The sequence below is a fragment of the Bradyrhizobium sp. SPXBL-02 genome, from assembly GCF_051853065.1.
Lineage (GTDB): Bacteria > Pseudomonadota > Alphaproteobacteria > Rhizobiales > Xanthobacteraceae > Bradyrhizobium.
Map to the genome: position 1 here is coordinate 5168778 of NZ_CP182474.1, position 24871 is coordinate 5193648.

Annotated in this window: 21 protein-coding genes; 12 read left to right on the forward strand and 9 right to left on the reverse strand. The window is 65.4% G+C overall.

The window, feature by feature from the left end; all coding sequences use genetic code 11:
* Positions 1-5: 5 nt before the first annotated feature.
* From ACNJYD_RS24315 to ACNJYD_RS24325, 3 genes are all read left to right on the forward strand, one after another.
* Positions 6-488 carry a MaoC family dehydratase gene (locus ACNJYD_RS24315; protein ID WP_271511798.1) on the forward strand — a complete coding sequence of 161 codons (483 nt, stop codon included), beginning with the start codon at positions 6-8 and terminating at the stop codon, positions 486-488.
* Positions 489-559: 71 nt separating this feature from the next.
* Positions 560-1396: an ABC transporter substrate-binding protein gene (locus ACNJYD_RS24320; RefSeq protein ID WP_439363553.1), complete on the forward strand. Its 837-nt coding sequence runs from the start codon at positions 560-562 to the stop codon at positions 1394-1396.
* 233 nt (positions 1397-1629) lie between these two features.
* The gene (locus ACNJYD_RS24325; RefSeq protein ID WP_025035437.1) at positions 1630-2529 is read left to right on the forward strand and encodes a LysR substrate-binding domain-containing protein; all 900 of its coding nucleotides are present in this window, start codon (positions 1630-1632) and stop codon (positions 2527-2529) included.
* Here ACNJYD_RS24325 and ACNJYD_RS24330 read toward each other — a convergent pair.
* The 9 genes from ACNJYD_RS24330 to ACNJYD_RS24370 all read right to left on the reverse strand — a co-directional run bounded on the left by ACNJYD_RS24330 (position 2526) and on the right by ACNJYD_RS24370 (position 13930).
* On the reverse strand, positions 2526-3992 hold the full coding sequence (locus ACNJYD_RS24330) for an amidase (protein ID WP_212256593.1): 1467 nt from the start codon (positions 3990-3992) through the stop codon (positions 2526-2528). The two genes, ACNJYD_RS24325 and ACNJYD_RS24330, sit on opposite strands and share 4 nt — an antisense overlap.
* Before the next feature lie 17 nt (positions 3993-4009).
* Complete coding sequence (locus ACNJYD_RS24335; protein ID WP_212256595.1) at positions 4010-4807, reverse strand: FAD binding domain-containing protein; 798 nt, start codon at positions 4805-4807, stop codon at positions 4010-4012.
* 11 nt (positions 4808-4818) lie between these two features.
* Positions 4819-7206: a xanthine dehydrogenase family protein molybdopterin-binding subunit gene (locus ACNJYD_RS24340; protein WP_212256596.1), complete on the reverse strand. Its 2388-nt coding sequence runs from the start codon at positions 7204-7206 to the stop codon at positions 4819-4821.
* Positions 7207-7208: 2 nt separating this feature from the next.
* Positions 7209-7700, reverse strand: a complete 492-nt coding sequence (locus ACNJYD_RS24345; protein ID WP_212256597.1) for a (2Fe-2S)-binding protein — start codon at positions 7698-7700, stop codon at positions 7209-7211.
* Positions 7701-7721: 21 nt separating this feature from the next.
* Positions 7722-8828, reverse strand: coding sequence for an ABC transporter ATP-binding protein (locus tag ACNJYD_RS24350; protein ID WP_212256598.1), 1107 nt, complete (start codon positions 8826-8828; stop codon positions 7722-7724).
* Positions 8825-9721 (reverse strand): ABC transporter permease, encoded by an 897-nt coding sequence (locus tag ACNJYD_RS24355; protein ID WP_439363554.1) that lies wholly within the window; start codon positions 9719-9721, stop codon positions 8825-8827. The genes ACNJYD_RS24350 and ACNJYD_RS24355 overlap by 4 nt, the downstream gene beginning before the upstream one ends.
* Positions 9721-10602 (reverse strand): ABC transporter permease, encoded by an 882-nt coding sequence (locus ACNJYD_RS24360; RefSeq protein WP_212256600.1) that lies wholly within the window; start codon positions 10600-10602, stop codon positions 9721-9723. Before ACNJYD_RS24360 ends, ACNJYD_RS24355 begins: the two co-directional genes overlap by 1 nt.
* A 77-nt stretch (positions 10603-10679) precedes the next feature.
* Positions 10680-12029, reverse strand: a complete 1350-nt coding sequence (locus ACNJYD_RS24365; protein WP_212256606.1) for an ABC transporter substrate-binding protein — start codon at positions 12027-12029, stop codon at positions 10680-10682.
* Between the two features lie 956 nt (positions 12030-12985).
* A complete protein-coding gene (locus tag ACNJYD_RS24370) occupies positions 12986-13930 on the reverse strand; it encodes a LysR family transcriptional regulator (protein WP_212256608.1) in 945 nt (314 codons plus the stop codon).
* A gap of 231 nt (positions 13931-14161) precedes the next feature.
* On the opposite strand from ACNJYD_RS24370, the gene ACNJYD_RS24375 reads away from it, so the two are divergent.
* The 9 genes from ACNJYD_RS24375 to ACNJYD_RS24415 all read left to right on the forward strand — a co-directional run bounded on the left by ACNJYD_RS24375 (position 14162) and on the right by ACNJYD_RS24415 (position 24868).
* The gene (locus ACNJYD_RS24375; protein ID WP_212256983.1) at positions 14162-15097 is read left to right on the forward strand and encodes an MBL fold metallo-hydrolase; all 936 of its coding nucleotides are present in this window, start codon (positions 14162-14164) and stop codon (positions 15095-15097) included.
* Between the two features lie 13 nt (positions 15098-15110).
* On the forward strand, positions 15111-16106 hold the full coding sequence (locus ACNJYD_RS24380) for an alpha/beta hydrolase (protein WP_439363555.1): 996 nt from the start codon (positions 15111-15113) through the stop codon (positions 16104-16106).
* Between the two features lie 197 nt (positions 16107-16303).
* The gene (locus ACNJYD_RS24385) at positions 16304-17554 is read left to right on the forward strand and encodes an ABC transporter substrate-binding protein (protein WP_212256612.1); all 1251 of its coding nucleotides are present in this window, start codon (positions 16304-16306) and stop codon (positions 17552-17554) included.
* Between the two features lie 124 nt (positions 17555-17678).
* The gene (locus tag ACNJYD_RS24390; RefSeq protein ID WP_172784508.1) at positions 17679-18503 is read left to right on the forward strand and encodes a helix-turn-helix domain-containing protein; all 825 of its coding nucleotides are present in this window, start codon (positions 17679-17681) and stop codon (positions 18501-18503) included.
* Positions 18504-18958: 455 nt separating this feature from the next.
* Complete coding sequence (locus tag ACNJYD_RS24395; protein ID WP_172784507.1) at positions 18959-19969, forward strand: branched-chain amino acid ABC transporter permease; 1011 nt, start codon at positions 18959-18961, stop codon at positions 19967-19969.
* A gap of 1 nt (position 19970) precedes the next feature.
* Positions 19971-21053 carry a branched-chain amino acid ABC transporter permease gene (locus ACNJYD_RS24400; RefSeq protein WP_439363556.1) on the forward strand — a complete coding sequence of 361 codons (1083 nt, stop codon included), beginning with the start codon at positions 19971-19973 and terminating at the stop codon, positions 21051-21053.
* Entirely contained in the window at positions 21046-21828 is a 783-nt protein-coding gene (locus ACNJYD_RS24405; RefSeq protein WP_172784505.1) for an ABC transporter ATP-binding protein, read from the forward strand. Before ACNJYD_RS24400 ends, ACNJYD_RS24405 begins: the two co-directional genes overlap by 8 nt.
* Positions 21821-24031, forward strand: a complete 2211-nt coding sequence (locus ACNJYD_RS24410) for an ABC transporter permease (RefSeq protein ID WP_439363557.1) — start codon at positions 21821-21823, stop codon at positions 24029-24031. Before ACNJYD_RS24405 ends, ACNJYD_RS24410 begins: the two co-directional genes overlap by 8 nt.
* 3 nt (positions 24032-24034) lie before the next feature.
* On the forward strand, positions 24035-24868 hold the full coding sequence (locus ACNJYD_RS24415) for a phosphoenolpyruvate hydrolase family protein (protein WP_212256624.1): 834 nt from the start codon (positions 24035-24037) through the stop codon (positions 24866-24868).
* Positions 24869-24871: the final 3 nt, after the last annotated feature.

A 24871-nucleotide genomic window follows, 5' to 3' on the forward strand; every position in this document is an offset into this window, starting at 1 on the left:
CCAGCATGGACACGAGCGCCCCGACCAATCTCCGCTACGAAGATATCGCGCTCGGCGCGGAGTTCGAGACCGCCGTGCACACCGTGACGGAGGCCGATATCGCGGTTTTCGCCGACGTCACGCGCGATCATCATCCGCTCCATGTCGATGGCGCCTATGCGCGCTCCCGCGGCTTTCCCGCGGTGATCGGCCATGGCCTGTACGGCCTGTCGCTGATGGAAGGGTTGAAGTCGGAGCTGAAGCTCTATGAGGAGACTTCGGTCGCCTCGCTCGGCTGGGACGGGGTCAAATTTAGGGGACCCATCGTCGCCGGCGATCGCTTGCGGGTGCGCTTCCGCTTCGTCGAGAAACGGCCGACCAAAAACCCCGCGCGCGGCATCGTCGTCGAGACGCTCGACCTCCTCAACCAGCGCGACGAGGTGGTGACCGCGGCGCGCCACATCTCGCTGATCCTGACCCGGCAAGCCGGTGCTGCGGCGGCCACATGACGAGACAATGAAGAAGACTTTGGGCCGGAGAACGGCTCCTCTTCCACCCACGATTTGATCGGAGTATTCGGATGCGATTTGTAAGAACCTTCTCCGCCCTCGTCCTGCTGGCCGGCTTGACGCAGGCCGCCGGAGCCCAGACCTGCACGCCGAAAGTGCCGGCCTCGAGCCTGATCGAGGCGCCGAAATGGCAGATGTCGATCAACCCGACGCTGCCGCCGCAGCAATTCGTCGACGACAAGGGCGAGCTGCAGGGCCTCAACGTCGAGCTCGCCCGCGAGATCGCCAAGCGCATCTGCGTCGAACCGGTGTTCCTGCGTATGGACTTCCCGCCGATGATCCCGGCGCTGCGCTCTGGCCGCTTCGATGCCATCAACACCGGCCTGTTCTGGACCGAGGAGCGCTCCAAGATGCTTTACCTCGTTCCTTATGCCCAGCAGGCGATCAGCATCTACACCGACCCCTCCTCCAGCCTGAAGCTGGAGAAATTCGAGGACCTCGCCGGCCGCGTGGTCGGTGTGGAATCGGCGACCTACACCGAGCGCAAGGCGCGTGAGTTCAGCACGGCGATGGAAGCCAAGGGCTTCAAGCCGATCGAGCTGCGCACTTTCACCACCGTCACCGCCACCTCCGCGGCGCTGCGCGCCGGACAGCTCGAGGCCGCGCTCAACATCAACGAGACCGCCAACTCGCTCGAGCAGAAGGGCATCGCCAAGATCTGGGTCCGCGACATCGCGGGCACCGACATCACCTTCGCCTTCCGCGACAAGCTGCTGGCCCAGGCCGTTGCCGAGGCACTAACGGCGATCCGCACTGATGGCACCTATGACAAGCTGTTCGACAAGTTCGGCATGACCAAGCTGAAGGCGACGACGTTTGCGATCCGTGGGGATGGGCCGACGAATTGACAAGCAAGCGCCGCCTTGATGTCCCCGCGCACGCACCGCGCACACGTAACCGTCTGATCAACTGATGAGGCGGACTCGCGCTCCGTGATGGGCGCCATGGAGAAGTGATAGCGCTGATACTACAAGGAGTTATCATCCAACCGGGATGCGCGTTCAGATCGCAGCGCCGGGCACCGCCGCTCGGCGGCCAGTAGCACGGAACTTGCATAAATTCTGGGCGACATGGACGCCGCATGAACCTCATCAGCCTCGACATCCGCATGCTCCGGTCGCTGATCTCGGTGGTCGAGACCGGCAGCATCACCGAGACCGCGCGCCGGCTGGGCCGCACCCAGCCGGCGATCACGCTGCAATTGCAGCGACTGGAGGAGCTGACCGGCAAGCAATTGTTCGAGCATGGCGGCCGCAGGCTGACGCTGACCGACGACGGCACCACCGTTCTCACCTACGCCAAGTCCATCCTGCGGTTGCATGACGAGCTCATCTCCCAATTGGCGTCGCAGGAGATCGAGGGCCAGGTCGTGCTCGGCACGCCCGACCTCTATGCGGCGTTCATGCTGCCGTCGATCCTCAGCGTGTTCCGAAAATCCTTTCCGCGCGTGCAGGTCGAGCTCAACTGCGCGCTGTCGACGCCGCTGGTCGGCCTCGTCAAGCGCGGCGATGTCGACATCGCGCTCGTCACCCGCATGAATGATTTCACCGGCGGCCAGGTGGTGCGGCGCGAGCAATTGGTGTGGATGACCGGCGAGCAGTCCGCCGCGCATCAGGAGCGTCCGATTCCGCTGGCGCTCCTGCCGCCCGGCAACATCTATCGCGACTACGCCATCGACACGCTGGAGCGGGCGAATTTGCGCTGGCGCATCGCCTGCGTCAGCGAAAGCGTCGGCGGCCTCCAGGCCGCAGCCTTCGCCGGCATGGCCGTCACCGTGCTCGGCCGCAGCGCGCTGGTGCCGGCGATGCGCGAGATCGGGCCGAACGAAGGCCTGCCTCCGCTGCCGAAGATCGAGCTCTTGCTCTACAAGTCGAGCGGCGCGACCTCGAAAGCAGCGACCGCGCTGCACGATTATCTCGCGCACTATCTGCGGCTCGATGAAGAGCTGAGCGGCCGCGGCGCGCCAATCGAGCTGTCCTAGCGCCGCAGCGCCAGCTGCGGCCAGAACTTTGCCCAGGGTTGTGCCGCTTCGAACGCGGCGGCGATGCGGAAGATGGTGGGCTCGTCGAGCCAGGGCGCGACGATCTGAAGCCCGATCGGCATTCCGTCGCGGTCGAAGCCGCACGGCAGCGTCGCCGCCGGAAGCCCGGCGAGATTGATCGGCCAGGTGAAGGGCGACCAGCCGAGATGCGGGTCGACCTCGCGGCCGTCGATCTTGCCGACGCCGATCTGGCCGGCCTCGAACGCGGTCACCGCGACGGTCGGCGTCACCAACGCATCGACGCGCTCGAACAGTTTGACGAAGGCGTTGCGCGCCTGCCCGCGGCGATAGCCCGCTTCGACGTAGTCCGTCCCGCTGTAGCGCCGGCCGACGCCGACGACATCGCGATAGGCGGCTTCGGAGCCGGCGAGATCGGCCGTGGTCTTGCTCGCAACGGCCGCCGCCTGCTCGGTGAAGGCGATCGGCCTGAGCGTATGCTCCAGAATGCCGGGATCGAGCGTGGGGCCATCCATGGTGACCTGCGCGCCGCAGGAATCGAGAACGGCGAGCGCCTTGCCGAATGCAGCCGTCACGTCAGGACTGACGGCGGCATAACCGAAATCGACGCTGGCGGCGATGCGAATGCCGGTCAGCGCTGCGGCGTCGGTATCGAACCGGCGGGACGGCACGGGAAGGCTTGCGGCATCGCGCATATCGTAAGCAGCGATGATCTCCAGCGTCAGCGCAGCGTCTGCCACCGTACGTGTGATCGGCCCGGTATGCGCGAGCGAGGCCCAGGACGGCGGCGAGAAGCCGGGCGAGCGCGGGACGAGCCCGAAGGTCGGCTTCAGGCCGAACACGCCGCAGAACGACGACGGCACGCGGATCGAGCCGACGCCGTCGGTGCCGATCGCGATCGGACCACAGCCTGCGGCAACGCCGGCCGCCGCGCCGCCGCTCGATCCGCCGCTGGTGCGGCCGGGATTCCAGGGGTTTCGCGTGGTGCCGGTGACCGGGCTGTCCGCCGTGAGCTTGTAGCCGGACTCGCAGGTCGTGGTCTTGCAGGTGATGATGGCGCCGGACGCCTTCAACGCGGAAACCACGGCGGCATCGACCTCGGGCACGAACGCCGTATTCATGGGCGAGCCGGCATAGGCCGGCACGCCCGCGACGAAGACGAGATCCTTGATCGTCACGGGCACGCCGGCCAGCGGCCCCATGACCTCGCCCGCGCGCATCTCCTTGGTGAGACGATCGGCCTCCGCCCTCGCCTGCTCGTACATCGGGGTCACGACTGCGTTGCAGGCTTCGTTCGTCACCTCCAGCGCGGCGATGGTGTCGTCGACGACATCGCGCGGCGTGAATGCCTTGCGCCGATAACCGGCCACGATCTCGGTTGCAGAGAGCGCGCCAAGGCCAGTCGGCGCCGGCGGGAAGGCCGTTCGGCCGGAACCATCAGTCATCATGAACCCTAAGAGAGCTAGCTGAGCGCCGCTTCGACGGCGCGTTTGGCCATCACCGTGACGAGATGCGCACGGTAATCGGCTTCGGCATGGATGTCGGAGGTGAGACCGTCGGTGTCGATCTTGATCGCCGCGATCGCGGACGGATCGAAATGGCTCGACAGCGCCGCCTCCATCGGCGGCACGCGGAACACGCCGGACCCGGCGCCGGTGACCGCCACACGAACGCCATCGGCAAATTTCGCGACGAACACACCGACCAGCGCGTAACGCGACGCAGGCGCCTTGAACTTCGCGTATCCCGCCTTGACCGGCACGGGAAAGCGGATCGCGGTGACGATCTCTCCAAGCTCGAGCGCGGTCTCGAACAGGCCGAGGAAGAACTTGTCTGCCGCGATTTCGCGCTTGCTCGTGACGATGGTGGCGCCGAGGCCGAGCACGCCCGCGGGATAATCCGCGGCCGGATCGTTGTTGGCGACCGAACCGCCGATGGTGCCGCGACTGCGCACGGCGGGATCGCCGATCATCGAGGCCAGCGCGGCGAGCCCGGGAATCTTGGTCTGCACCAGCTTCGAGGCAGCCACCACCGCATGCGGCGTCATGGCGCCGATGGTGATGGTGGCGCCGTCGTCGGTGATGCCCTTGAGGCTTCCGAGCTTCGACAGATCGACCAGCGCGGCCGGACTGGCCAGCCGCTGCTTCAGTGTCGGGATCAGCGTCATGCCGCCGGCGACGAGCTTGCTGTCCTCGATCGAGGTCAGGAGCTTGGCCGCATCCGGAATCTGGTCCGGCTGGTGATAGGCAAATGGCTTCATTGTTATCCTCCCTATTCCGCGGCGACCGGCAGCGACGCGTTCTGCAGCAGGCGCCAGATCCGGTTCGGCGTCGCCGGCATGTCGACATGGGTGACGCCGAGATGCGACAGCGCGTCCACCACCGCATTGATGACCGCGGCGGGCGAGCCGATGGTGCCGACCTCGCCGCACCCCTTCACGCCCATCGGCGTGTGCGTGCACAGGGTCGAATGCGTCGCAACCTTCATCATCGGCAGATGGTCGGCGCGCGGCATGCAGTAATCCATCAGCGAGCCCGACAGCAGCTGGCCGGAGCCTTCGTCATAGACCGCGTTCTCGAACAGCGCCTGGCCGACGCCCTGCACGATGCCGCCGTGCAGCTGGCCCTCGACGATCATCGGGTTAATGACCGTGCCGACGTCGTCCACCGCCGTATAGTTCACCAGCGTCACCGTGCCCGTCTCGGGATCGACCTCGACCTCGGCGATGTGGCAGCCGCCGGGATAGGTGAAGTTGACGGGGTCGTAATAAGCCTGCTCTTCAAGCCCGGGCTCCAGCACCTCGAGCGGATAATTGTGCGGCACGTAAGCTGCGCCGGCGATCTCCTCGAACGTCTTGATGCGGTCCGTGCCGGCAACGGAAAACTTGCCGGCCTCGAACTGGATATCGGCCTCGGACACTTCGAGCAGATGTGCGGCGATCTTCTTGCCCTTGACGATCACCTTGTCGGTCGCCTTCGACAGCGCGGCGCCGCCGACGACCAGCGAACGCGAGCCGTAGGTGCCCATGCCGAACTGCACGCGGTCGGTATCGCCGAACACGATGTCGACATTCTCGAAAGCGACGCCGAGCTTGTCCGAGACGATCTGCGCGAAGGTCGTCTCATGGCCCTGGCCGTGATTGTGGGTGCCGATCATCACCGTCACCTGGCCGGTCGGATGCACCCGCACCGTGGCGCTCTCATAAAGGCCGCCGCGCGCCCCTAACCGTCCTGCGAAGCGCGACGGCGCGAGGCCGCAGGCCTCGACATAGGTGGAGTAGCCGAGCCCGCGGAACTTGCCCTTACTGGCGGACGCCGCCTTGCGCACGCCAAAGTTCTTGACGTCGGCCGCGACCAGCGCGCCGTCGAGACAGCCCATGGGATCGCCGGAATCGTACTGCACCAGCACCGGCGTCTGATAAGGATAGGCCTCCTTCGGGATCATGTTGCGGCGGCGGATCTCGACGCGGTCGATTCCCATCTCGCTGGCGGCGACATCGACGATGCGCTCCAGCACGAAGGTCGCCTCGGGCCGACCCGCGCCACGATAGGCGTCGACCGGCACGGTGTTGGTGAAGACCACCTTCACGTTGCAATAGATCGCCGGCGTGGTGTAGACGCCGCTGAGCAGCGGCCCATAGAGATTGGTCGGGATGTTCGGTCCGAAGGTCGAGAGATAGCCGCCCATATTGGCGAGCGTGTTGACGCGGAAGGCGAGGAATTTTCCGGTCTCGTCGAGCGCGAGCTCGGCCTCGGTGACATGATCGCGGCCATGGCGATCGGAGACATAGCCTTCCGAGCGGCTTGCCACCCATTTCACCGGCCGCCTCACGCGCTTGGCGGCCCAGGTGATCACGGCCTCCTCGCCGTAATGGAACTGTTTGACGCCGAAGCCACCGCCGACATCGGGCGCGACCACGCGCAGCTTGTGCTGGGGAATGTTCAGCACCAGCGCGCCCATCAGGAAGCGCACGACATGCGGGAACTGGCTGGTGGTCCACAGCGTGTAGCGTTCCGTGCCCGGCTCGTATTCGGCGATGGCCGCGCGCGGCTCCATGGGGTTGCCGATCAGCCGGTTGTTGACGAGGCTCAGTCTTGCGACATGCGCTGCCTTCTTGAACGTGGATTCGACCACGGCCTTGTCGCCGAGCTCCCAGTCGCAGCAGATGTTGTTCGGCACGTCGTCGAACAATTGCGGCGCGTCGGGCCTGACGGCTTCGAGCACGCCGACCACGGAGGGCAGCACCTCGTAGTCGACCTTCAGCAGGTCAGCCGCCGCGTTGGCCTGCTCCGGGGTTTCTGCGACGACGAAAGCCACCATGTCGCCGACGAACCGCACCTTGTCCTGCGCCAGCATCGGGAACGGCGGCTCCTTCATCGGCACGCCCTTGGCGTCGGTGATACCCCAGCCGCAGGGCAGCGAGCCCAGTCCATCATCGGCGACATCATCCCCGGTCAGGACCGCAATGACGCCAGCCGAAGCCAGCGCCGCGCTCTTGTCGATGCCGCGCAGCACCGCGTGGCCGTGTGGCGAGCGCACGAACACGCCGGCGGTCATGCCGGGGCGCTTGATGTCGGAGACGTAATTGCCACGGCCGGTGAGGAAGCGTTGGTCCTCTTTCCGTTTCGGTGCGGCGCCGATGCCGATCACATTGCCCATGGTCACTCTCCCTTGACGGCCTGCATGGCGGCAGCGCCGGCCATGACCGAGATGACGATGTTCTGGTAGCCGGTGCAGCGGCAGATATTGCCTTCAAGGCCGTGGCGGACATCGGCCTCCGTCAGGTCCGGCTTTTCGGTGGCAAGCGCGACGGCTGTCATCAGCATGCCCGGTGTGCAGAAGCCGCACTGCAGCCCGTGGTGCTCGCGGAAGGCCTCCTGCATCGGATGCATCTGGTTCGAGCCGGGGGCGCCCGTCAGGCCCTCGATCGTGAGCAATGTCGCACCGTCGAGCGCGGGCGCGAGCAGCGTGCAGCTCTTCACCGGCAGGCCGTTCAGATGCACGACGCAGGCGCCGCACTGGCTGGTGTCGCAGCCGATATGGGTGCCGGTGAGATGGAGCTGCTCGCGCAGGAGCTCGGCGACGAGTGTTGCCGGCTCGACATCCACGCTTGTTGGCCGTCCGTTGAGGGTGAAGGATATCTGCACGGTCATGCTCCTGTGCGCGACGGATCTTTAGGCGAGTGGAAGTGCGCTGCCGGTGGCCCATGTGGCCATCACGACATCGCCGACGGTGAAGGGATCTGCAAAGAAGGTCTTTTCCGGCACATAGGCGACGAACTCGTCGTCCGGCACGGTGTCGAGCATGACCTTGACGAAATAGCCCTGGTATTCGATCGCGAGCACGCGGCTCGGCAGCGACGTGGTACAGCCCGGCGGCAGCGCCTTGCCGGGCCTCACCAGCGCGACGTCGTCGCGTCGCACGGCGATATCGACCTTGTCCCCGACGCTGACGGTCGGGCGGGCCTGGAGCGGCACCTCGATGCCATCAGGCGCGGCCTGCGCGAGCGTGAAGCTCGCACCGTTCACCTTCTCCACCCTGCCCGACAGCACGTTCTGGCCCCCCATGAACTCGGCGACATAGCGATCGTGCGGATGGGCATAGACCTCGCGCGCCGCCCCCGCCTGCTTGATCCTGCCCTGCTCCATCACCACGACGAGATCCGCAAGGGCGATCGCCTCGAGCTGGGTGTGGGTGACGTGAATGAAGGTGATGCCGAGCTCCCGCTGCATCCGCCTGAGCTCCTGGCGCATCTGGACGCGGAGCTGCTCGTCGAGCGCCGACAGCGGCTCGTCGAGCAAGAGCACGCGGGGCTCGGTGATCGCGGCGCGCGCCAGCGCCACGCGCTGTTGCTGGCCGCCGGACAGCTGGGCCGGCAGGCGGTCGGCGAAGCTCGTCAGCCGGACCTTTTCGATCAGGGCATCCGCCGCGCGCAGACGATCCGCCTTAGACTGGCCGCGCACGCGCAACGCAAAGGCGATGTTCTCTCGAACCGTCAGGTGCGGAAACAGCGCGTAGGACTGGAACATCATCGCGGTGCGGCGCTGCACCGGCGCGAGGCCGACGACGTTCTGCCCGCCGATCACGATCTCGCCGGCCGTCGGGTCCTCATGGCCGGCGATCATGCGCAGGATGGTGGTCTTGCCGCAGCCGGAGGGGCCAATGAAGCAGCAATAGGCACCGTCTGCGATCTTCAGATTGACGCCGTTAACGACGTTGGTGACGCCGTCAAAGCTCTTGCAGACGCCTGCCAGCTCGATATCGCCGCGATCGTTCTTCATTCCCATCCCTTTGCCCGGCTGCCGCGCTTCTTCTGGATCAGCACGATGGTGCCGAGGCTGGCACCGATGACGATGAAGGAGACGACGGTGGTCACGGTGCCCAGCGCATAAAGCGAGGGCGATGTGACGTTCAGCGTCATGCTCCAGATTTCCAGCGGCAGGGTGTTCAGTGAGCCCGCGGTCTGAAGACTGCGGGCGAACTCGTCATAGGACAGCGTGAATCCGAACAGCGCGACCGCGACGAGGCCAGGCGCCAGCACCGGGATCATCACCAGCCAGATCGATTGCCAGCGGCTGGCGCCGAGATCGTAAGCCGCCTCCTCCCACGCATGATTGAAGCGCGACATCACCGCGAACATCACGAGCACGCTGAACGGCAGCGTCCAGGATAGCTGCGCGCCGAGCGCCGAGGTGTACCAACTGGCATTCAGACCGAGCGCCTGGAACAACAGGCCCGTACCGAGGCCGAGCACGAGGCCGGGCGCGACCAGGCTGCCGATCATCATGTAGAAGACGAACGTGTCGCCGCGAAAGCGCTTGCGGAAGCCGAGCCCGGCGAGGAACGACACCACCACCGTGATGACGGTGACGATCACGGCGAGCTTGATGGAGCGGTCGAAGGAGCCCTTGACGTCGCCGGTGCGCACCTGGGTGAAGAGATCGACGAACCAGTGCATCGACTGGCCCTTCATCGGGAAGACGAGGCCGCCGCGGATGTCCTGGAACGACAGGATGTAGATGCAGAACATCGGGCCGTAGAGCGCGAGCACGTAGAACGTGAACAGCGCCGCCAGCACATAGAACGTCCAGGGCCGCCCACCCTTGCTCGGCGCGATCGCCTTGGTGGTTGCAGGCGCAACCGTCTCCGGCATGTCGGCGAGAACCGCGCTCATCACGTGATCTCCTGCCTGACGTCGACGGTGCGCAGGATCAGCGAGACGATCGCGACCAGCACCAGCGTCAGCAACACGGCGCTCGCCGCGGCGGTCGGATATTGCAGCACGCCGACGTCCTCGTAGAAGGCGCTGACCACCGAGGCGGAACCGCCGCCGGACATCACCTTGACCACGAAGAAATCGCCCATGACGATCGAGACCACGAAGATGGTGCCGAGCGCGATGCCGCTCTTGGACATCGGCACCACGATCAGGCGCATGATATCGAAACGGCTGGCGCCGGCGTCGATTGCGGCCTCGATCAGCTTCTTGTCGATCCGCGCCATCGAATTGAAGATCGGCACGATCATGAAGATCGTGAGCTGGTGGACATAGGCGATGACCACCGCGAGGTCGGAGAACAGCAGCACTTCCAGCGGCTGGCGGATCACGCCCATCGCCAACAGCGCCTGGTTGATCAGGCCTTCCTTGCCGAGCAGCGGGATCCACGAAATCATCCGGATGATGTTCGAGGTCCAGAACGGCACCGTGCAGAGCAGGAACAGGCCGATCGCAAGCAACTGGTTGCGGACGTGGAAGACCAGGAAATAGGCAACGAAGAAGCCGATGATCAGGGTGAAGATCCAGGTCAGCACCGTGAACTTGATCGTCGCCAGATACAGCTTCAGCGTCAGCGCCGAGTGCAGCACCTCGACATAGCTCGCCAGCGTGAAGCCCGGGGTCAGGCCGCCAAAGCCGTCGGTGGCGAAGAAGCTCGCCGCCAGCACCACCAGGATCGGCGCCGCGAAGAACGGCACGAGCACCAGGACCAGCGGCGAGACGTAGAGCCAACCGGCCAGATTGGATCGCGATGGACTTTGAGTTGGACTCGGCTGCATGTCGGCGAATGCCTCGACGTCGATCTGATCCGCCGGCGCGTCGCCGCGCCGGCGCCTTTCGTCAGGGAAAGCAGGTTTCAGGCCACCTTGAAGTCGTTCCAGCGCTTGTTCATATAGGCGGCCTCGTCCATCAGCGTGTTCCAGCAGGAGATGTTCTTGACGCGGTCGAGGAACGAGCCGCCGTCACGCTTGGTGCCGGCCTTCTCCATCGCAACGCCATAGGGATCGTTGACGACCTCCGGCGCGGGCTGGCCCTCGTACCAGAACGCCCATTCCGCCGGGGTGAGGAATTTCTTCGCAGTCGAGGGCACCGGGCTGTAATAGCCGTAGCGTGCGACGAAGCCGCCCTGCCAGCCCGAGAGATACCAGTTGAGATATTCATAGGCGGCATCGAGCTTCTTGCCGGAGAGGTGCTTCATCAGGCCCATGCCGTTGCACCAGCCGCGGTAGCCTTCCTTGCCGTTCTTGACGTTGACGGGCGCGTAGACGCAGGGAATTTCCTTGACGCGGACGGCGGCCACCGCCGGCGACCACATCGACTGGATGATGACCTCGCCCGCCGCCATCAGCTGCACCGACTGGTCGAAGGTGGTCCAGGTCGCGCGGAACTGGCCCTGCTTCTTCAGCTCGATCAGCTTGTTGCAGGTGAAGTCGATCTCCTCCTTGGTCATGTTGCCCTTGTTGCCGTACTTGATCAGCCCGGCGCTCTCGAAACAGAGCGCGGCATCCATGATGCCGATGGCGGGCACGTCGAGGATCGCGGCCTTGCCCTTGAACTTGGGATCGATCAGGTCCTTCCACTCGGTCACTTCGTGGCCGACGAGATCGGGGCGATAGCCGATGGAATCGGCGTTGTAGACCTGCGGCAGGAAGGTCGCCCATTCGGTGACGCCGTCATTGAGGTCGGTCGCGTCGGGCTTGGCGATGTACATGGCCTCATAGGGCGAGATGCCCTGGCGCGGGATCTTGTGGCCGTCGATCTCGCCCTTGGTGAAGATCGGCAGGATGTTGTCGAACTCCTTGATCTTCTTGACCTCGATGCCCTGGATCACGCCGCGCTTCGCCGCCAGCTTGGCTTGCCAGCCCTCGAGATCGGCGATGTCGACCGTATTAGGCTGGCTTATGAAGCGGTTGATGGAGGCGGAGGTGTCGAGATTCTGCATCGTCACCTTGAAGCCGAGGTCCTTGGCGGCCTGGTCGCCGATCGCCTTCACCACCGAATAGGAGACGCCGACATGGCGCAGCTCGATGTCCTTGATCTCCTGCGCCCAGATGGTCGGGAATCCGCGGATCGCATCCGCTCCCGCGGCCGCGCCTGCAACCGCTGCAGCACCCTTCAACAGCATGCGGCGGCTCAGCTTTTTTGCTTCCCCCGGCTTCGTTCCGGCATGGCCGGCAGCAGCATTCCCCTTATCCCTGTCAAGCATGGCAACCCTCGTTGGTTACAATGAGCGGCCGCAACGACCTTCAGCGATCCCTGCGGATGTGATCAGTTGCGCTTGAGGCTATGGGCGGGATTTTGCGAAGTAAAATTGGAAGTAAAAATTCGCGACATAAGCGCGACTAATGACTCGACTCACTGCATTTCATCTCGGCACGGCAGCTCAGGAAGGCGGCAGGCGGGTATACCGGGCGCGAGGAATGCAAACTTGGTGATCTCATCGGTTCGGAAAATTGTTCGTCGTCCGACACGCCTTCGCGTTCTCGCGGCGCATTTCGCCCGAGCTTTGCTTGATCTCGCCGCCCTCATATCCAAGAGGGCGCAGGGAAGACCGGGTGCCGACTGGCACCCGCGGTCCGCTGCGCGAAGATGCACACGCAGGAAGAACCGCACAGCAGCATACAGGTGTAGCCAAACACTCGGCCTTCCCTGCGCGATGGCCGGACGGCTTATGCCGCGCTCTCCCGGGAGCCGAATTCCTTCTGGCCTCCCTCACCTTCGCGAAAGTCGCTGACACGACGCCGGTTGACGCCAATGTCACGTTCGCCAAGGCTTGACCGTAGCAACGACGGCCAGGACCACACGGTTTTGCCGTACGCACGGCCCGCCATTTCGCCGCAGTTTTCCCGAGCTCCGTCGACAGAGCCGGAAACTTACAGACGAGACGAAACCTAGCAGCGCCGTTCGTCCGCGCGCGGCCGCGGGCTCACCGGGGACTACCCTCCCTGCCCGCACCTCTCGCGCCCTACGCTGCCGCGTCCACCGCAAGCCCCGGCTCACGAACATGACGACATCACGATCGCCCCTCTTGGATGAGCCGGGATGAGCGACACATACGATATTTCCGAATTTCGGTAAAGAAGAATGTTTTTGCCGAGAGGTCTTGACAGGCGAACGAAACAGCAGGGCGCCATCAGCTCGATGTGAGGACACACATCGAGATCAAGCCGCAGCCGCCTGGTACAAGCACTCGCGAAGCCAGGCGTGGCCTTTGTCCTCCTGATTGCGCGGATGCCACAGCGCGACGATGCGAGCGGGCGGCAACTCGAGCGGCGGGGGCGTGAGATCGAGCTCGTGGGCGAAGCGGATCAGGAAGCGCCGCGGCAGAGTGCAGATGCAGTCACTGTGCGCAAGGATGACCGGCGCCAGCGCATAGGTCTGGATCGAGACGGCGACACGCCGCGAGCGGCCGAGCGCGGCCAGCGCGTCGTCGACGAGGCCCGAGAAGCCGCCGCCATCGGCAGAGATCAAGAGATGGTCGAGCGCGCAAAAGCTGTCGAGATCGAGCGGGCCGTTGCCGCGGGGGTGACCTTTGCGCTGTGCCGACAGGAAGCCGTCCTCGAACAGCGGCCGCTGCATCAGCTCGCCAAGTGCGCGGTCGGCTCCCGTCACCAGGATATCGATCTCTCCCCTTTCGAGTTGATCCACGACATCGCGGGCGGGGTGAACGAGGGCGAGCCGCGCCCGCTCCGCCATCGCGGTCAAGCTTGCCACCAAGCCAGGCGCCAGCGTCACGGCCGGGTTCTCGTGGATGGCAACGACGAAGGTGCGCTGGCTCCGGGCGGGGTCGAACACAGCAGGCCCCTCCACCATGCGACGGAGCTTGCCGAGCACATCCGCAAGCTCGGTCTGGAGCTCCACAGCCCTCGTCGTCGGCACCACGCCGCGCCCGCTCGCCGCGGGCACGAACAGCGGATCGGCAAAGATCTGCCGCAGCCGGTTCAGCCGCGCCGACAGCGCAGGCTGCCCGATATTGAGCCGGGAGGCCGCGCGCGTCACGTTCCGCTCGCGCAGGAGAGCCTCCAGAGCCAGCAACAGACCGAGGTCGATCTCGGCGAGATCATTGTCGTCGGCCGGCCGACCCCGGCCGCGTTCCGCATCCTGCATCGGAGCCACCTCCGTCTAGGGCACATCGCGGCTCGAACGGGCCGCGATGCGAGGGTTAAGGCCAAAACGGCGGCGTGAAAAGCTGGCCTATCGTGCCTTCCGATATCGACGATGTCGATGGGACCTATCGAACCCGCGGCTCTCCCCAAGGCGCGGCGCGCCTCGTACCTCACGGACACCGCGGCCCGGGCAAGCAGGGCCCCAAGCCGCGGTCCAGTGGAGGACATCTTGATGATTCACGCGGCCAAGACCTATCAAGTCGGCGAAGCATCCATCACGCGGATCGACGAGTTGCGGCTTGCCGCATTCAAGTTCGACGCGCTCTATCCAGGAGGCGAGCCGGAAGCGCTGGGGCGCCATCGCGACCGCCTGGAGGCGGGCTCGTTCGATGCTGCGACCGGCACCTTCATCCAAAGCATTCACAGCTGGCTGGTCAGGACGCCGCACCATACGATCCTGATCGACACGGCCACCGGCAATGACAAGAACCGTCTGGAGATTCCACCGCTTCACCGGCTCAACGAGCCGTTCCTGGCGCGGCTGGCCGCAGCGGGTGTCACGCCGGAGCAGGTCGATTACGTGCTGCTCACGCATGTGCATGCCGACCACGTCGGCTGGAACACCCGCCTCATTGACGGGCGCTGGGTCCCGACCTTCCCCAATGCGACCTACGTCTTCTCCGCGATCGAGCAGGCCTATGGCGAAAGTCTTGCGACAGGCGCAGAGCCGACCGGACCAGCCCGCCCTGCCCCGTCGCTCGGACCCGCGCTGCGCAAGCCGGCCGACCGCGTCTATGACGACAGCGTCCGGCCGGTGATCGAGGCCGGACTTGCCAAGCTCATCGCGGTGGACGGAAGCGAGATGATCGAGGGCATCTCGTTCATTCCGACGCCCGGCCACAGCGTCGATCACGGCTCCATCCGCCTGGTCTCGCGTGGCGAGGAGGCGCTGTTCGCCGGAGACGTGATGCACCATCCGCTCCAGGTGTATGAGCCTTCGCTCAATTCCTGCTTCTGCGAATTCCCGGAGGCCGCGTTGCGCTCGCGCGCCTTCGTGCTGGAGGATGCTGCCGAGCGGGGGGCAACCGTCTTCACCACCCATTTCGCACAGTCATCGGTCGGCCGCATCAGCCGGACCGGAGGACGCTTTACCTGGCAATTCGTCTGAACGGAGAGCGATCATGAACCAGCACGCCAATGCGCGCGCCGACAGGCCCGAGATCGTGGTCGAGGATCTCATGATCCCGAGCGACACGGCCGGAATCTCGCTTCACTTGCGCAACAAGCGACCCGCGGCGCTCGAGACCTTCTCCGCCGAGCGAACCATCCTGATGATGCACGGCGCGACCTATTCATCGGAAAGCCTCTTCGATACGCCACTCGGCGGCCGCTCCTTCATGGATTATCTCGCCGCCCAAGGGTACGACGTCTTCGCGCTCGACGTGCGCGGCTACGGCCAATCGACCCGCCCGCCCGAGATGGACGCGCCGCCGGAGCAGTCCGAACCGCTCGTGCGCACCGAGGTCGGTGTGCGTGACCTCGCCAGCGCCGTCGCGCATATCCTCAAGCAACGCAAGATCGCGCGCCTCAATCTGGTTGCCATGTCCTGGGGCGGCTCGGTGGCCGGTGCTTACACCGCAGGCAATAACGACAAGATCGTCAAGCTTGCGCTGGTCGCGCCGCTCTGGCTGCTGCAGGGTCCGGCTCCGATCGATGCAGGCGGGCGCCTCGGCGGCTATCGCAAGGTTCCGGTGCTGGACTTCAGGGAGCGCTGGCTTTCGGCTGCGCCGGAAGCGGCACGATCGCGCTTGATCCCGGCGGGCGGCTTCGAGCACTGGGCCAACATCTCGCTCGCGACCGACCCGCAAGCCAGCGCGCAAACGCCTCCCAGCATGCGTGCGGTCAATGGCCCGATCCTGGACATTCGCGAATACTGGGCCGCCGGCAAGAGGCTCTATGATGCCGGCGACATTCGCGTCCCCGTGCTGCTGGTCCACGCCGAATGGGATCAGGACGTGCCCATCGCCTCGGCGCAGGACTTGTTCCTTTCGCTGAAGAACGCACCATACCGGCGATGGGTCGAGATCGGCGAAGGCACGCACATGGTGCTGCTGGAGAAGAACCGCGTGCAGGCCTTCGATGCGATCAACCAGTTTCTCGCCGAAGATTACAACTAGCGCGCGCCCCTGCTGCACCGCGAAAAACACTCGCGCCGCAACATTCAAAAATGAGACTGCCAGTCAAGCCCAACGAGGCCGCGACGGGTGCAGCGCATCCGACTTCGGTTAGCTTTCCTCCAAAGCCACGGGCTTCGAAAGCCACGGGCATCGTACGTTCGTCGCGGCAACAAGCGATGACAGAAGGGGAGGAGTACATGTCGAAATGCAGCATCGGACTGCTCGCGTTGAGCAGCCTGTTTCTTTCGGGCGCGGCGATCGCCCAGGAAAAGATCAAGGTGGGCGTGACCGCGACGCTCGAAGGCACCTACACGGTGCTCGGCGAGGACGGCATGCGCGGCCATCAGACCGCGCTCAACGTGCTCGGCAAGAAGATCGGCGACAAGGAACTCGAATTCATCGTCGCCTCTACCGACGCGACGCCGGACTCGGCCGTGCGCGCGGTCCGCAAGCTGATCGAGCAGGACAAGGTGCAGATCCTGCTGTCGCCGCTCTCGGGCGACGAAGGCATCGCGGTGAAGAATTTTGCCAAGACCCACCCCGAGCTGACGTTCATCAATGCCGCATCCGGTGCGCAGGAAACGACCTATGTCGACCCTGCCCCGAACTTCTTCCGCTACAACATGGACGGCGCGCAGTGGCAGATCGGCCTCGGCAAATACGCCTATGAGGAAAAGAAGTATCGCAAGATCGCGACCGTCGGCGAGGACTATTCCTTCATCTACACCCAGGTGTTCGGGCTGGTGCTCGAGTTCTGCGGCGCCGGCGGACAGGTCACCAACCGGCAATGGGTGCCGCTGGGAACGAAGGACTTCGCCTCGGTCATCGCCGCTCTGCCCGACGACGTCGATGCCATCTATCTCGGGCTCGGCGGCGCCGATGCCGTCAACTTCCTCAACCAGTATCAGCAGGCCGGCGGCAAGGCGCATCTGATGGGTGGTTCCATCATGATCGACCAGACCATCCTGTCGTCGAAGGGCAACGCCAAGAATGCCCTTATCGGCACCATCGCGGCGAGCGGCCAGGCCGACACCTGGGAGGATCCGGGCTGGCAGAAGTTCGTGAAGGCCTATCAGGACGCCTTCCCGCCCAACAAGCGCTTCCCGAGCCCGTCGCTGCTCGCCACCAACTACTATAATTCAACCATGGCGCTGATCCTCGCACTGCGTCAGGTCAATGGCGACCTCTCCAACAACCAGGCCAAGTACAAGGAAGCACTGGCTAAGATCGAGCTCGACGCGCCGAACGGCAAGATCAAGCTCGACTCCAACCGCCAGGCGATCGGTACCAACTTCGTCACCGAGGTCGTCGACGACGGCAAGGGCGCACTGTTCAGCAAGGTCGTGAAGGTGATCCCGAACGTGAACCAGACGCTCGGCTACGACCCGGCGGTGTTCTCCAAGATTGGCCTGCCGAGCCGCACTGTGCCGGAATGTAAGAAGTACTGACGCATCACATCAGGCAGACGCAACCGGGGAGCGACTCGCTGACGCGGTCGCTCTCCGCTCTTGCAATCTTGGCGGTGTTGTTGAAGGCTGGCCGAAAAGACAAGAACGTTCGGGAGGGGAAGGCATGAGCCGTGCGCTCGCCGTCTTCCATGGCCGCTTCGGCCGGGCGACGGTTTATCAATTGAACCGCCCTTTCAATATCCACGCCCATCGCGAAGGTCATCTGATCTTCCATGTCGGCGGCATGCCGGCATGCATCGATGTCTCCGACGGGCATTACGATCTCACCGAGACGTCGGTCGTCGCCGTCAATCCCTGGGAACCGCACAACTTCCTGCCAACCGATCTCGACGGCGGCGCGATCTTCTTCGTGCTCTACGTCAATGCCGAATGGTTTGCGCCGGATGCCTCGGGCTCCGACCGGTTGCGCTTCGGCCGCACCCAATTCAGGCGTACACCCGCGCTCGACAAGCACATCAGGCGGACCGCCGCGCTCGTGTGCGGCGCACCATCGCTCTCCAGCCTGGATTCCGAGTTGAGGCGGCTGATCGACATCTGCTACGACGAAAGCTGGCAGCAGGCCGAGATCGCGCGCGATCCGCGCGCAGGCGGCGTCACCGACTTTCGCGTGCGCAAGTGCATCAAGATGATGTCGGAGAGTCCAGGCGCCGAAATCGAGCTCGACACCATTGCGCGCGAATCCGGCCTGTCGCGGCCGCATTTCTACCGGCTGTTCCGCGTGCAGACCGGCGTCACGCCGAACCTCTATCTCAACACGCTGATCATGGAACAGGCGCTCGAAGCGCTGGTGGCGAGCGAGACGCCGATCGCCGACATCGGCTTCGACCTCGGCTTCTCCTCGCAGAGCGGTTTCACGCGTTTCTTTGCCGCCAATGTCGGGATGGCCCCGACCGATTATCGTCGCGCCGCCAAGGTTTTGCGCGCCTGAGCGCAGGCCACGAAAAGATACTCACGATCAAACGTCGCCCTCGCCGCCTGGCTAGGATGCCGGCAACGCGATCCCGAAAGAGGATCGCGAGTCCAGGGAGGACGTTCGTCCATGGCAGGGCCAGCAGCCGGCAACGGCTTGCATGCCCCCTCGCCCCGCTTGCGGGGAGAGGGTTGCGGTGAACCCGCGCCTTCGGCGCGACCTCTCTACGCACGCGCAAAAGCTATCACACACGACCGCTTGGAAGGGTCTGCGCAAGCGCCTCGTCCTTCAAGACGACCGCTCCGCGGTCTCCTCAGGATGAGGCTAATCAGCATTGGGCCCGCTGAAACTGCTGCCGCATACTCTGCCTTCATCCTGAGGAGCCCGCCAAAGCGGGCGTCTCGAAGGATGGGCTGCGGAGCCTCCGCCTCCGATTTGCGATTGCCCCGCCGCAAGCGGGGCGAGGTGAAGCCATGAGCCGCTTCGTCGAACGCCATCCGGCCTGGGCGCTGATCACGATCATCGCGATTGCGGTCGTGCTCTGGCTGATCTTCGCGGTCTGGCCGCCGGGGCTGGAAGAGGCGATCGGCCGCAAGCGCGTCTTCCTCAACGCGGTGTTCAACGGCATCACGCTTGGCGGCCTCTACTTCCTCGTCGCCAGCGGCTTCACCCTGATCTTCGGCCTGATGCGCAACGTCAACCTCGCGCACGGCTCGCTCTACCTGTTCGGCGGCTATGTCGGCTACGCCATTAGCACATCGACCGGCTCGTGGATCCTCGGCTTCATCGTCGCCTTTATCCTGACCGCCTTCGTCGGCGTGCTGCTGCAGGTGATCGTGTTCCGCCGGATGGAGGGCCAGGATCTCAGGCAGACCATGGTGACGATCGGACTGTCGATCGTGTTTGCCGATCTCATGCTGTGGGCCTGCGGCGGTGACTTCTACCAGATCCAGACCCCGAACTGGCTGATCGGTCCGATCGAGCTGCCGCTCGTCACGGCGATTAAATCCTCGGGCGAGCCGGTCTATCTCAGATATCCGCTCGTCAGGCTCGTGATCTTCGCGGCCTCCGTGGTCATTGGCGTCGCGATGTGGCTCGCGCTCAACCGCACCCGGATCGGCATGATCGTCCGCGCCGGCGTCGACGATCGCGATATTCTCGCCGCGACCGGCGTGCGCATCCAGCTCGTCTTCGTCGCCGTGTTCGCCTTCGGCGCGGGGCTTGCGGGCATCGCCGGCGTCGTCGGCGGCACATTCCAGTCCTTATCGCCCGGCGAAGACATCCGCTTCCTGCTGGCGTCCCTCGTCGTCGTGATCGTGGGCGGCATGGGCTCGATCCCGGGCGCGGCGCTCGGTGCGGTGATCATCGGCCTCGCCGAGCAGCTCGGCTCGGTCTACATCCCGACCTACGCCATCGTCGTGACCTTCCTGATCATGGTGGTGGTGCTGGCGATCCGGCCGCAAGGCCTATTGGCGAGGCGCTGAGATGTCGCTCGCCCACGAAGCCCCCGTCGCCGTAGGCCGCGCCACCAAGGCGCAGCGGCCGACCCGGACATGGCCGGAGATCAACAACCCCGCCGCCTGGGCCGTCGCGGCCATCCTCCTGGTCATGCCGCTGATCGCGAGCGGCTTTTTCCTGATCGAGATCTTCGCGACGACGCTGATCCTCGGCACCATGGCGCTGAGCCTGATGTTCCTCGCCGGCTATGGCGGCATGGTCAGCCTGATGCAGCTCACCATTGCAGGCTTCTCGGCGTACATGGTCGCCGTGTTCGGCGTCAGCGGCAACGCCAATATCAGCCTGGGTTGGCCGTGGTGGCTCGCAGTGCCGATGGCGCTGGCGCTGGCGACCGCCTTCGGCACCCTCGGCGGCGCGCTCGCGGTGCGCACCGAAGGCATCTACACCATCATGATCACGCTCGCCATTGGCGCCGCCTTCTACTATTTCACCAACCAGAACTGGGCGATCTTCAACGGCCATACCGGCATCAACAACGTGGCGACGCCGCGCTTCTGGGGCGTGAATTGGCGCGCCGACATTCCCTTTTACTATGTCGTGCTCGCGGTCGCCGCGCTCTGCTACTTCGCGGTGGAATATGTCTCGCGCGCCCCGTTCGGCCTCGCGCTCCAGGGTGTGCGCGACAATCCGCGGCGCATGGCGGCGCTCGGCTTCAACGTCAATGCGCACCGCGTCGCCGCCTATGCATTTGCGTCTTTCGTCGCCGCGCTCGCCGGCGTGCTCCAGGTCTGGAACTATCGCCAGATCTCGCCGGGCTCGGTCAGCGTCGGGGCCTGCATCGACGTGCTGATCATCGCCGTCGTCGGCGGCATCACGCGCCCGATCGGTCCTTACATCGGCGCGCTGATCTTCGTGCTGCTACGCACCTTCGCGCTCGACTTCCTGGTCCGGCTCGGGCTCGACGGCAACCGCTTCCGCCTGCTGATCGGGCTCGGCTTCCTCGCCATCGTGTTCTGGTCCTCGGACGGGGTCATCGGCCTGTGGCAGCGCTGGCGTCAGTATCAACGGCGCGAGGTGAGCCGCTCCGGCGGAGGGCGCCACCATGGATAGCGTCGCCCAACGCCTCTCCGTCGTCGGTGCCGGCGCTGCACTGGAGCTGCGCGGCGTGACGCGGCTGTTCGGCGCGCTCGCGGCGCTGACCGACGTCACCATCACCGTGCGACCGGGCGAGCGGCGCGCCGTGCTCGGCTCGAACGGTGCCGGCAAGACCACGCTGTTCAACTGCATCACGGGCGACTTCCCGCCCTCCTCCGGCACCATCCGCTTCTTCGGCGAGGACGTCACGCATTTCCCGCCCTATGAGCGCATCCGCCGCGGGCTGCGTCGCACCTACCAGATTTCGGCGCTGTTCCCTGGCCTCACCGTGCAGGACAACGTCTATCTCGCCTGCCGCGGCGTCTCGCGCGGACGTTTCTCGTTCCTGCGCCCGGGACAGAACGACGCGCTGATGCACGCCGCGGACAATTTGGTGCAGGCTGTGCATCTATCCGCCGTGAAGGACCAGCGCGTGGCCGAGCTCGCGCACGGCCAGCAACGCCAACTCGAAATCGCGCTCGCGCTCGCCGGCGCGCCGCGCTTCGTGCTGTTCGACGAGCCGGCCGCCGGCCTCTCTCCGACGGAGCGGGCCGAGCTGATCGAGATCCTGACCTCCCTGCCCGCCCATATCGGCTACATCATCATCGAGCACGACATGGACGTTGCTCTGCGCGTCGTCGAGAGCGTCACGATGATGCACAACGGCCGCATCTTCAAGGAGGGCCTGCCGGAAGAAATTCAATCCGACCCTGAAGTGCAGGAGCTTTATCTCGGAGGCGGCCATGAATGAGGTCCGCCGCAGCGGTGCCGCACTCGAGGTCCGCGGCCTCGACGTCTACTACGGCCACTCGCATGCGCTGCAAGGCGTCGATCTCACCTTGGAGAGCGGCGTGTTCTCCGTCGTCGGCCGCAACGGCATGGGCAAGACCACGCTGTGCAAGGCGATCATGGGGCTGGTCGGCGTGAGCGGCGGCTCGATCCGCGTGCGCGGTGAGGATGTCACGCGGCGGCCGCCGGCCCAGATCGCGCGGCTCGGCGTCGGCTATGTGCCGCAGGGCCGCCGTCTGTGGCGCTCGCTCAGCGTCGACGAGCACCTGCGGCTCGCGGGCGGCCTGCGCTCAGGCGCCTGGACCGTCGAGCGCATCTACGACACCTTTCCCCGGCTCGCCGAGCGTCGGGATCACGGCGGCGGCCAGCTGTCCGGCGGCGAACAGCAGATGCTGGCGATCTCGCGCGCGCTGCTCACCAACCCGCACTTGCTCATCATGGACGAGCCGACCGAAGGCCTCGCACCCGTCATCGTCGCGCAGGTCGAGGAGATGCTACTGCGGCTGGGCGAAGACGGTGACATGTCCGTGCTCGTCATCGAGCAGAACATCGGCGTCGCCACCGCGATTTCGCGCAACGTCGCGATCATGGTCAACGGCCGCATCAATCGCATCATCGACTCCGCGCGCCTTGCGGCGGACCGCGAACTGCAGCAGCGCCTGCTCGGCGTCGGGCTTCATGCGGAGCTCGAACCGGAGATCGACGTCGCGGCATCCGCCGCCGAAACGAAGCCGACGCCGGTGCCCCGCCGCGACGGGCCGGTGCGGATTTACATCTCCAACCCGACGCTGCCGACGCGATGGTCGCAACCGGTACCGATCGCGCGCATCGAGGCCGCGGCGCGGACGCTCTCGACGCAAGTCGCGCGGCTCGACGAGACGGCGCGGCGCAAGCGCGAGCCGGTGACGGCGCAGGCCTCGGGCCCGCCGGTGGTGCTGGTCGTCGGCACGCTCGATACCAAGGGCCAGGAGCTGCGCTACATCCGCGACATCATCGCCGAAAGCGGCCTGCGCACGCGGCTAGTCGACGTCTCGACCAGTGGCAAGCATTCTTCCTGCGATGTCTCCGCGCAGGAGATCGCCCTGAACCACGGCCGCGGTGGCTCCGCCGTGTTCGGCACCGACCGTGGTGCCGCGGTGACCGCAATGGCAGATGCGTTTGCGAATTGGCTGCGGCGCCAGGGCAATGTCGCCGGCGTGATCTCGGCCGGCGGCTCGGGCGCGGCCTCGCTGGTCGCCCCGGGCATGCGCGCGCTGCCGGTCGGCGTGCCCAAGCTGATCATCTCCTCGGTCGCATCAGGCGATGTCGGGCCCTATGTCGGCCCGGCCGACATCACCATGATGTACTCGGTCACCGACGTACAGGGGCTGAACTCGATCTCGCGCGCGGTGCTGGCCAACGGTGCCAATGCGCTCGCCGGCATGGTCAAGGCGCGGCTCGACGCGCGTGCCGCAACGGCGCGCGAGGCCGGCGGGCTGCCCGCAATCGGCATCACCATGTTCGGCGTCACCACGCCGGCCGTGCAGAAGATCGCTAGCGACCTGCGCGAGGATTTCGAGTGCCTGGTGTTCCATGCCACCGGCGTCGGCGGACGCTCGATGGAGAAGCTCGTCGAGTCCGGCCAGCTCGCCGGCGTGATCGACCTCACCACGACCGAAGTCTGCGACCTCTTGATGGGCGGCGTGTTCCCCGCCACCGAAGACCGCTTTGGCGCGATCATTCGCAGCCGCCTGCCCTATGTCGGCTCGGTCGGCGCGCTCGACATGGTCAATTTCGGCGCGCCCGACACCATTCCCGAACGCTATCGCGGCCGCAAATTCCACGTCCACAATCCGCAGGTGACGTTGATGCGGACCACTCCCGAAGAGAACGAGCGCATGGGCCGCTGGATCGGCGAGCGGCTGAACCAGATGGATGGCCCGGTGCGCTTCTTCCTGCCCGAGGGCGGCGTCTCCGCGCTCGACGCGCGGGGACAGCCGTTCTGGGATCCGGACGCCGACGCCGCGCTGTTCCGCACGCTGGAGCGGACCGTGCGGCAGACCGGCAACCGCCAGCTCATTCGCACGCCTAAGAACATCAACGATCCCGATTTCGCCGCCGCCATCGTCAGTACGTTTCGAACCCTGTTCGGACGCACCGGTGGGCGGCGGAGACTCGCGAGGTGACCGATGGCCAGGTTTGAACGCACGGCGCTGCTGAAGAGGTTTCGCGACATGGCAAGGCGCGGCGAGCCGATCGTCGGCGGCGGCGCCGGCACCGGGCTCTCAGCCAAATGCGAGGAAGCCGGCGGCGTCGACCTCATCGTCATCTACAATTCCGGCCGCTACCGCATGGCCGGGCGTGGCTCGCTCGCGGGCCTGATGGCGTATGGCGATGCCAACGCCATCGTGCTGGAAATGGCGAATGAAGTGCTCCCCGTGGTCGACCAGACCCCGGTGTTGGCGGGCGTCAACGGCACCGATCCCTTCCGCGACATGGACGTCTTTCTCGACCAGCTCAAGGCACTCGGGTTTGCCGGCGTCCAGAACTTTCCGACCGTCGGCCTGATCGACGGTACCTTCCGCGCCAATCTCGAAGAGACCGGCATGTCATATGCGCTCGAGATCGACATGATCGCCAAGGCGCACGACAAAGACATGCTGACAACGCCCTACGTGTTCAGCGAGAAGGAAGCCGCGGCGATGGCGATCGCCGGCGCCGACATCATCGTCTGCCACATGGGCCTGACGACCGGCGGCACGATCGGTGCGCAGACCGCGCCAAAGCTCAAGGACTGCCCGGCGCGGATCGACACCTGGGCCACCGCCGCGCTCAGCGTCAATCCGGACATCCTGGTGCTGGCGCATGGCGGCCCGATCGCCGATCCCGCGGACGCCGATTTCATCATGAAGAACACCCGTCATTGCCACGGCTTCTACGGGGCGTCCTCGATGGAGCGGCTGCCGGTGGAACGAGCGCTGACGGAACAGGTGCGGCAATTTAAGGCGATCGGCGCGCGATGACGC

Excerpts from the sequence above, each read along its gene's own strand:
- ACNJYD_RS24330 (WP_212256593.1), bottom strand. The coding sequence starts at position 3,992 with ATGACTGATGGTTCCGGCCGAACGGCCTTCCCGCCGGCGCCGACTGGC.
- ACNJYD_RS24345 (WP_212256597.1), bottom strand. The coding sequence starts at position 7,700 with ATGACCGTGCAGATATCCTTCACCCTCAACGGACGGCCAACAAGCGTG.
- ACNJYD_RS24340 (WP_212256596.1), bottom strand. The coding sequence starts at position 7,206 with ATGGGCAATGTGATCGGCATCGGCGCCGCACCGAAACGGAAAGAGGAC.
- ACNJYD_RS24380 (WP_439363555.1), top strand. The coding sequence starts at position 15,111 with ATGAACCAGCACGCCAATGCGCGCGCCGACAGGCCCGAGATCGTGGTC.
- ACNJYD_RS24360 (WP_212256600.1), bottom strand. The coding sequence starts at position 10,602 with ATGCAGCCGAGTCCAACTCAAAGTCCATCGCGATCCAATCTGGCCGGT.
- ACNJYD_RS24395 (WP_172784507.1), top strand. The coding sequence starts at position 18,959 with ATGAGCCGCTTCGTCGAACGCCATCCGGCCTGGGCGCTGATCACGATC.
- ACNJYD_RS24405 (WP_172784505.1), top strand. The coding sequence starts at position 21,046 with ATGGATAGCGTCGCCCAACGCCTCTCCGTCGTCGGTGCCGGCGCTGCA.
- ACNJYD_RS24400 (WP_439363556.1), top strand. The coding sequence starts at position 19,971 with ATGTCGCTCGCCCACGAAGCCCCCGTCGCCGTAGGCCGCGCCACCAAG.
- ACNJYD_RS24315 (WP_271511798.1), top strand. The coding sequence starts at position 6 with ATGGACACGAGCGCCCCGACCAATCTCCGCTACGAAGATATCGCGCTC.
- ACNJYD_RS24385 (WP_212256612.1), top strand. The coding sequence starts at position 16,304 with ATGTCGAAATGCAGCATCGGACTGCTCGCGTTGAGCAGCCTGTTTCTT.
- ACNJYD_RS24335 (WP_212256595.1), bottom strand. The coding sequence starts at position 4,807 with ATGAAGCCATTTGCCTATCACCAGCCGGACCAGATTCCGGATGCGGCC.
- ACNJYD_RS24410 (WP_439363557.1), top strand. The coding sequence starts at position 21,821 with ATGAATGAGGTCCGCCGCAGCGGTGCCGCACTCGAGGTCCGCGGCCTC.
- ACNJYD_RS24365 (WP_212256606.1), bottom strand. The coding sequence starts at position 12,029 with ATGCTTGACAGGGATAAGGGGAATGCTGCTGCCGGCCATGCCGGAACG.
- ACNJYD_RS24415 (WP_212256624.1), top strand. The coding sequence starts at position 24,035 with ATGGCCAGGTTTGAACGCACGGCGCTGCTGAAGAGGTTTCGCGACATG.
- ACNJYD_RS24370 (WP_212256608.1), bottom strand. The coding sequence starts at position 13,930 with ATGCAGGATGCGGAACGCGGCCGGGGTCGGCCGGCCGACGACAATGAT.
- ACNJYD_RS24320 (WP_439363553.1), top strand. The coding sequence starts at position 560 with ATGCGATTTGTAAGAACCTTCTCCGCCCTCGTCCTGCTGGCCGGCTTG.
- ACNJYD_RS24350 (WP_212256598.1), bottom strand. The coding sequence starts at position 8,828 with ATGAAGAACGATCGCGGCGATATCGAGCTGGCAGGCGTCTGCAAGAGC.
- ACNJYD_RS24355 (WP_439363554.1), bottom strand. The coding sequence starts at position 9,721 with ATGAGCGCGGTTCTCGCCGACATGCCGGAGACGGTTGCGCCTGCAACC.
- ACNJYD_RS24325 (WP_025035437.1), top strand. The coding sequence starts at position 1,630 with ATGAACCTCATCAGCCTCGACATCCGCATGCTCCGGTCGCTGATCTCG.
- ACNJYD_RS24375 (WP_212256983.1), top strand. The coding sequence starts at position 14,162 with ATGATTCACGCGGCCAAGACCTATCAAGTCGGCGAAGCATCCATCACG.
- ACNJYD_RS24390 (WP_172784508.1), top strand. The coding sequence starts at position 17,679 with ATGAGCCGTGCGCTCGCCGTCTTCCATGGCCGCTTCGGCCGGGCGACG.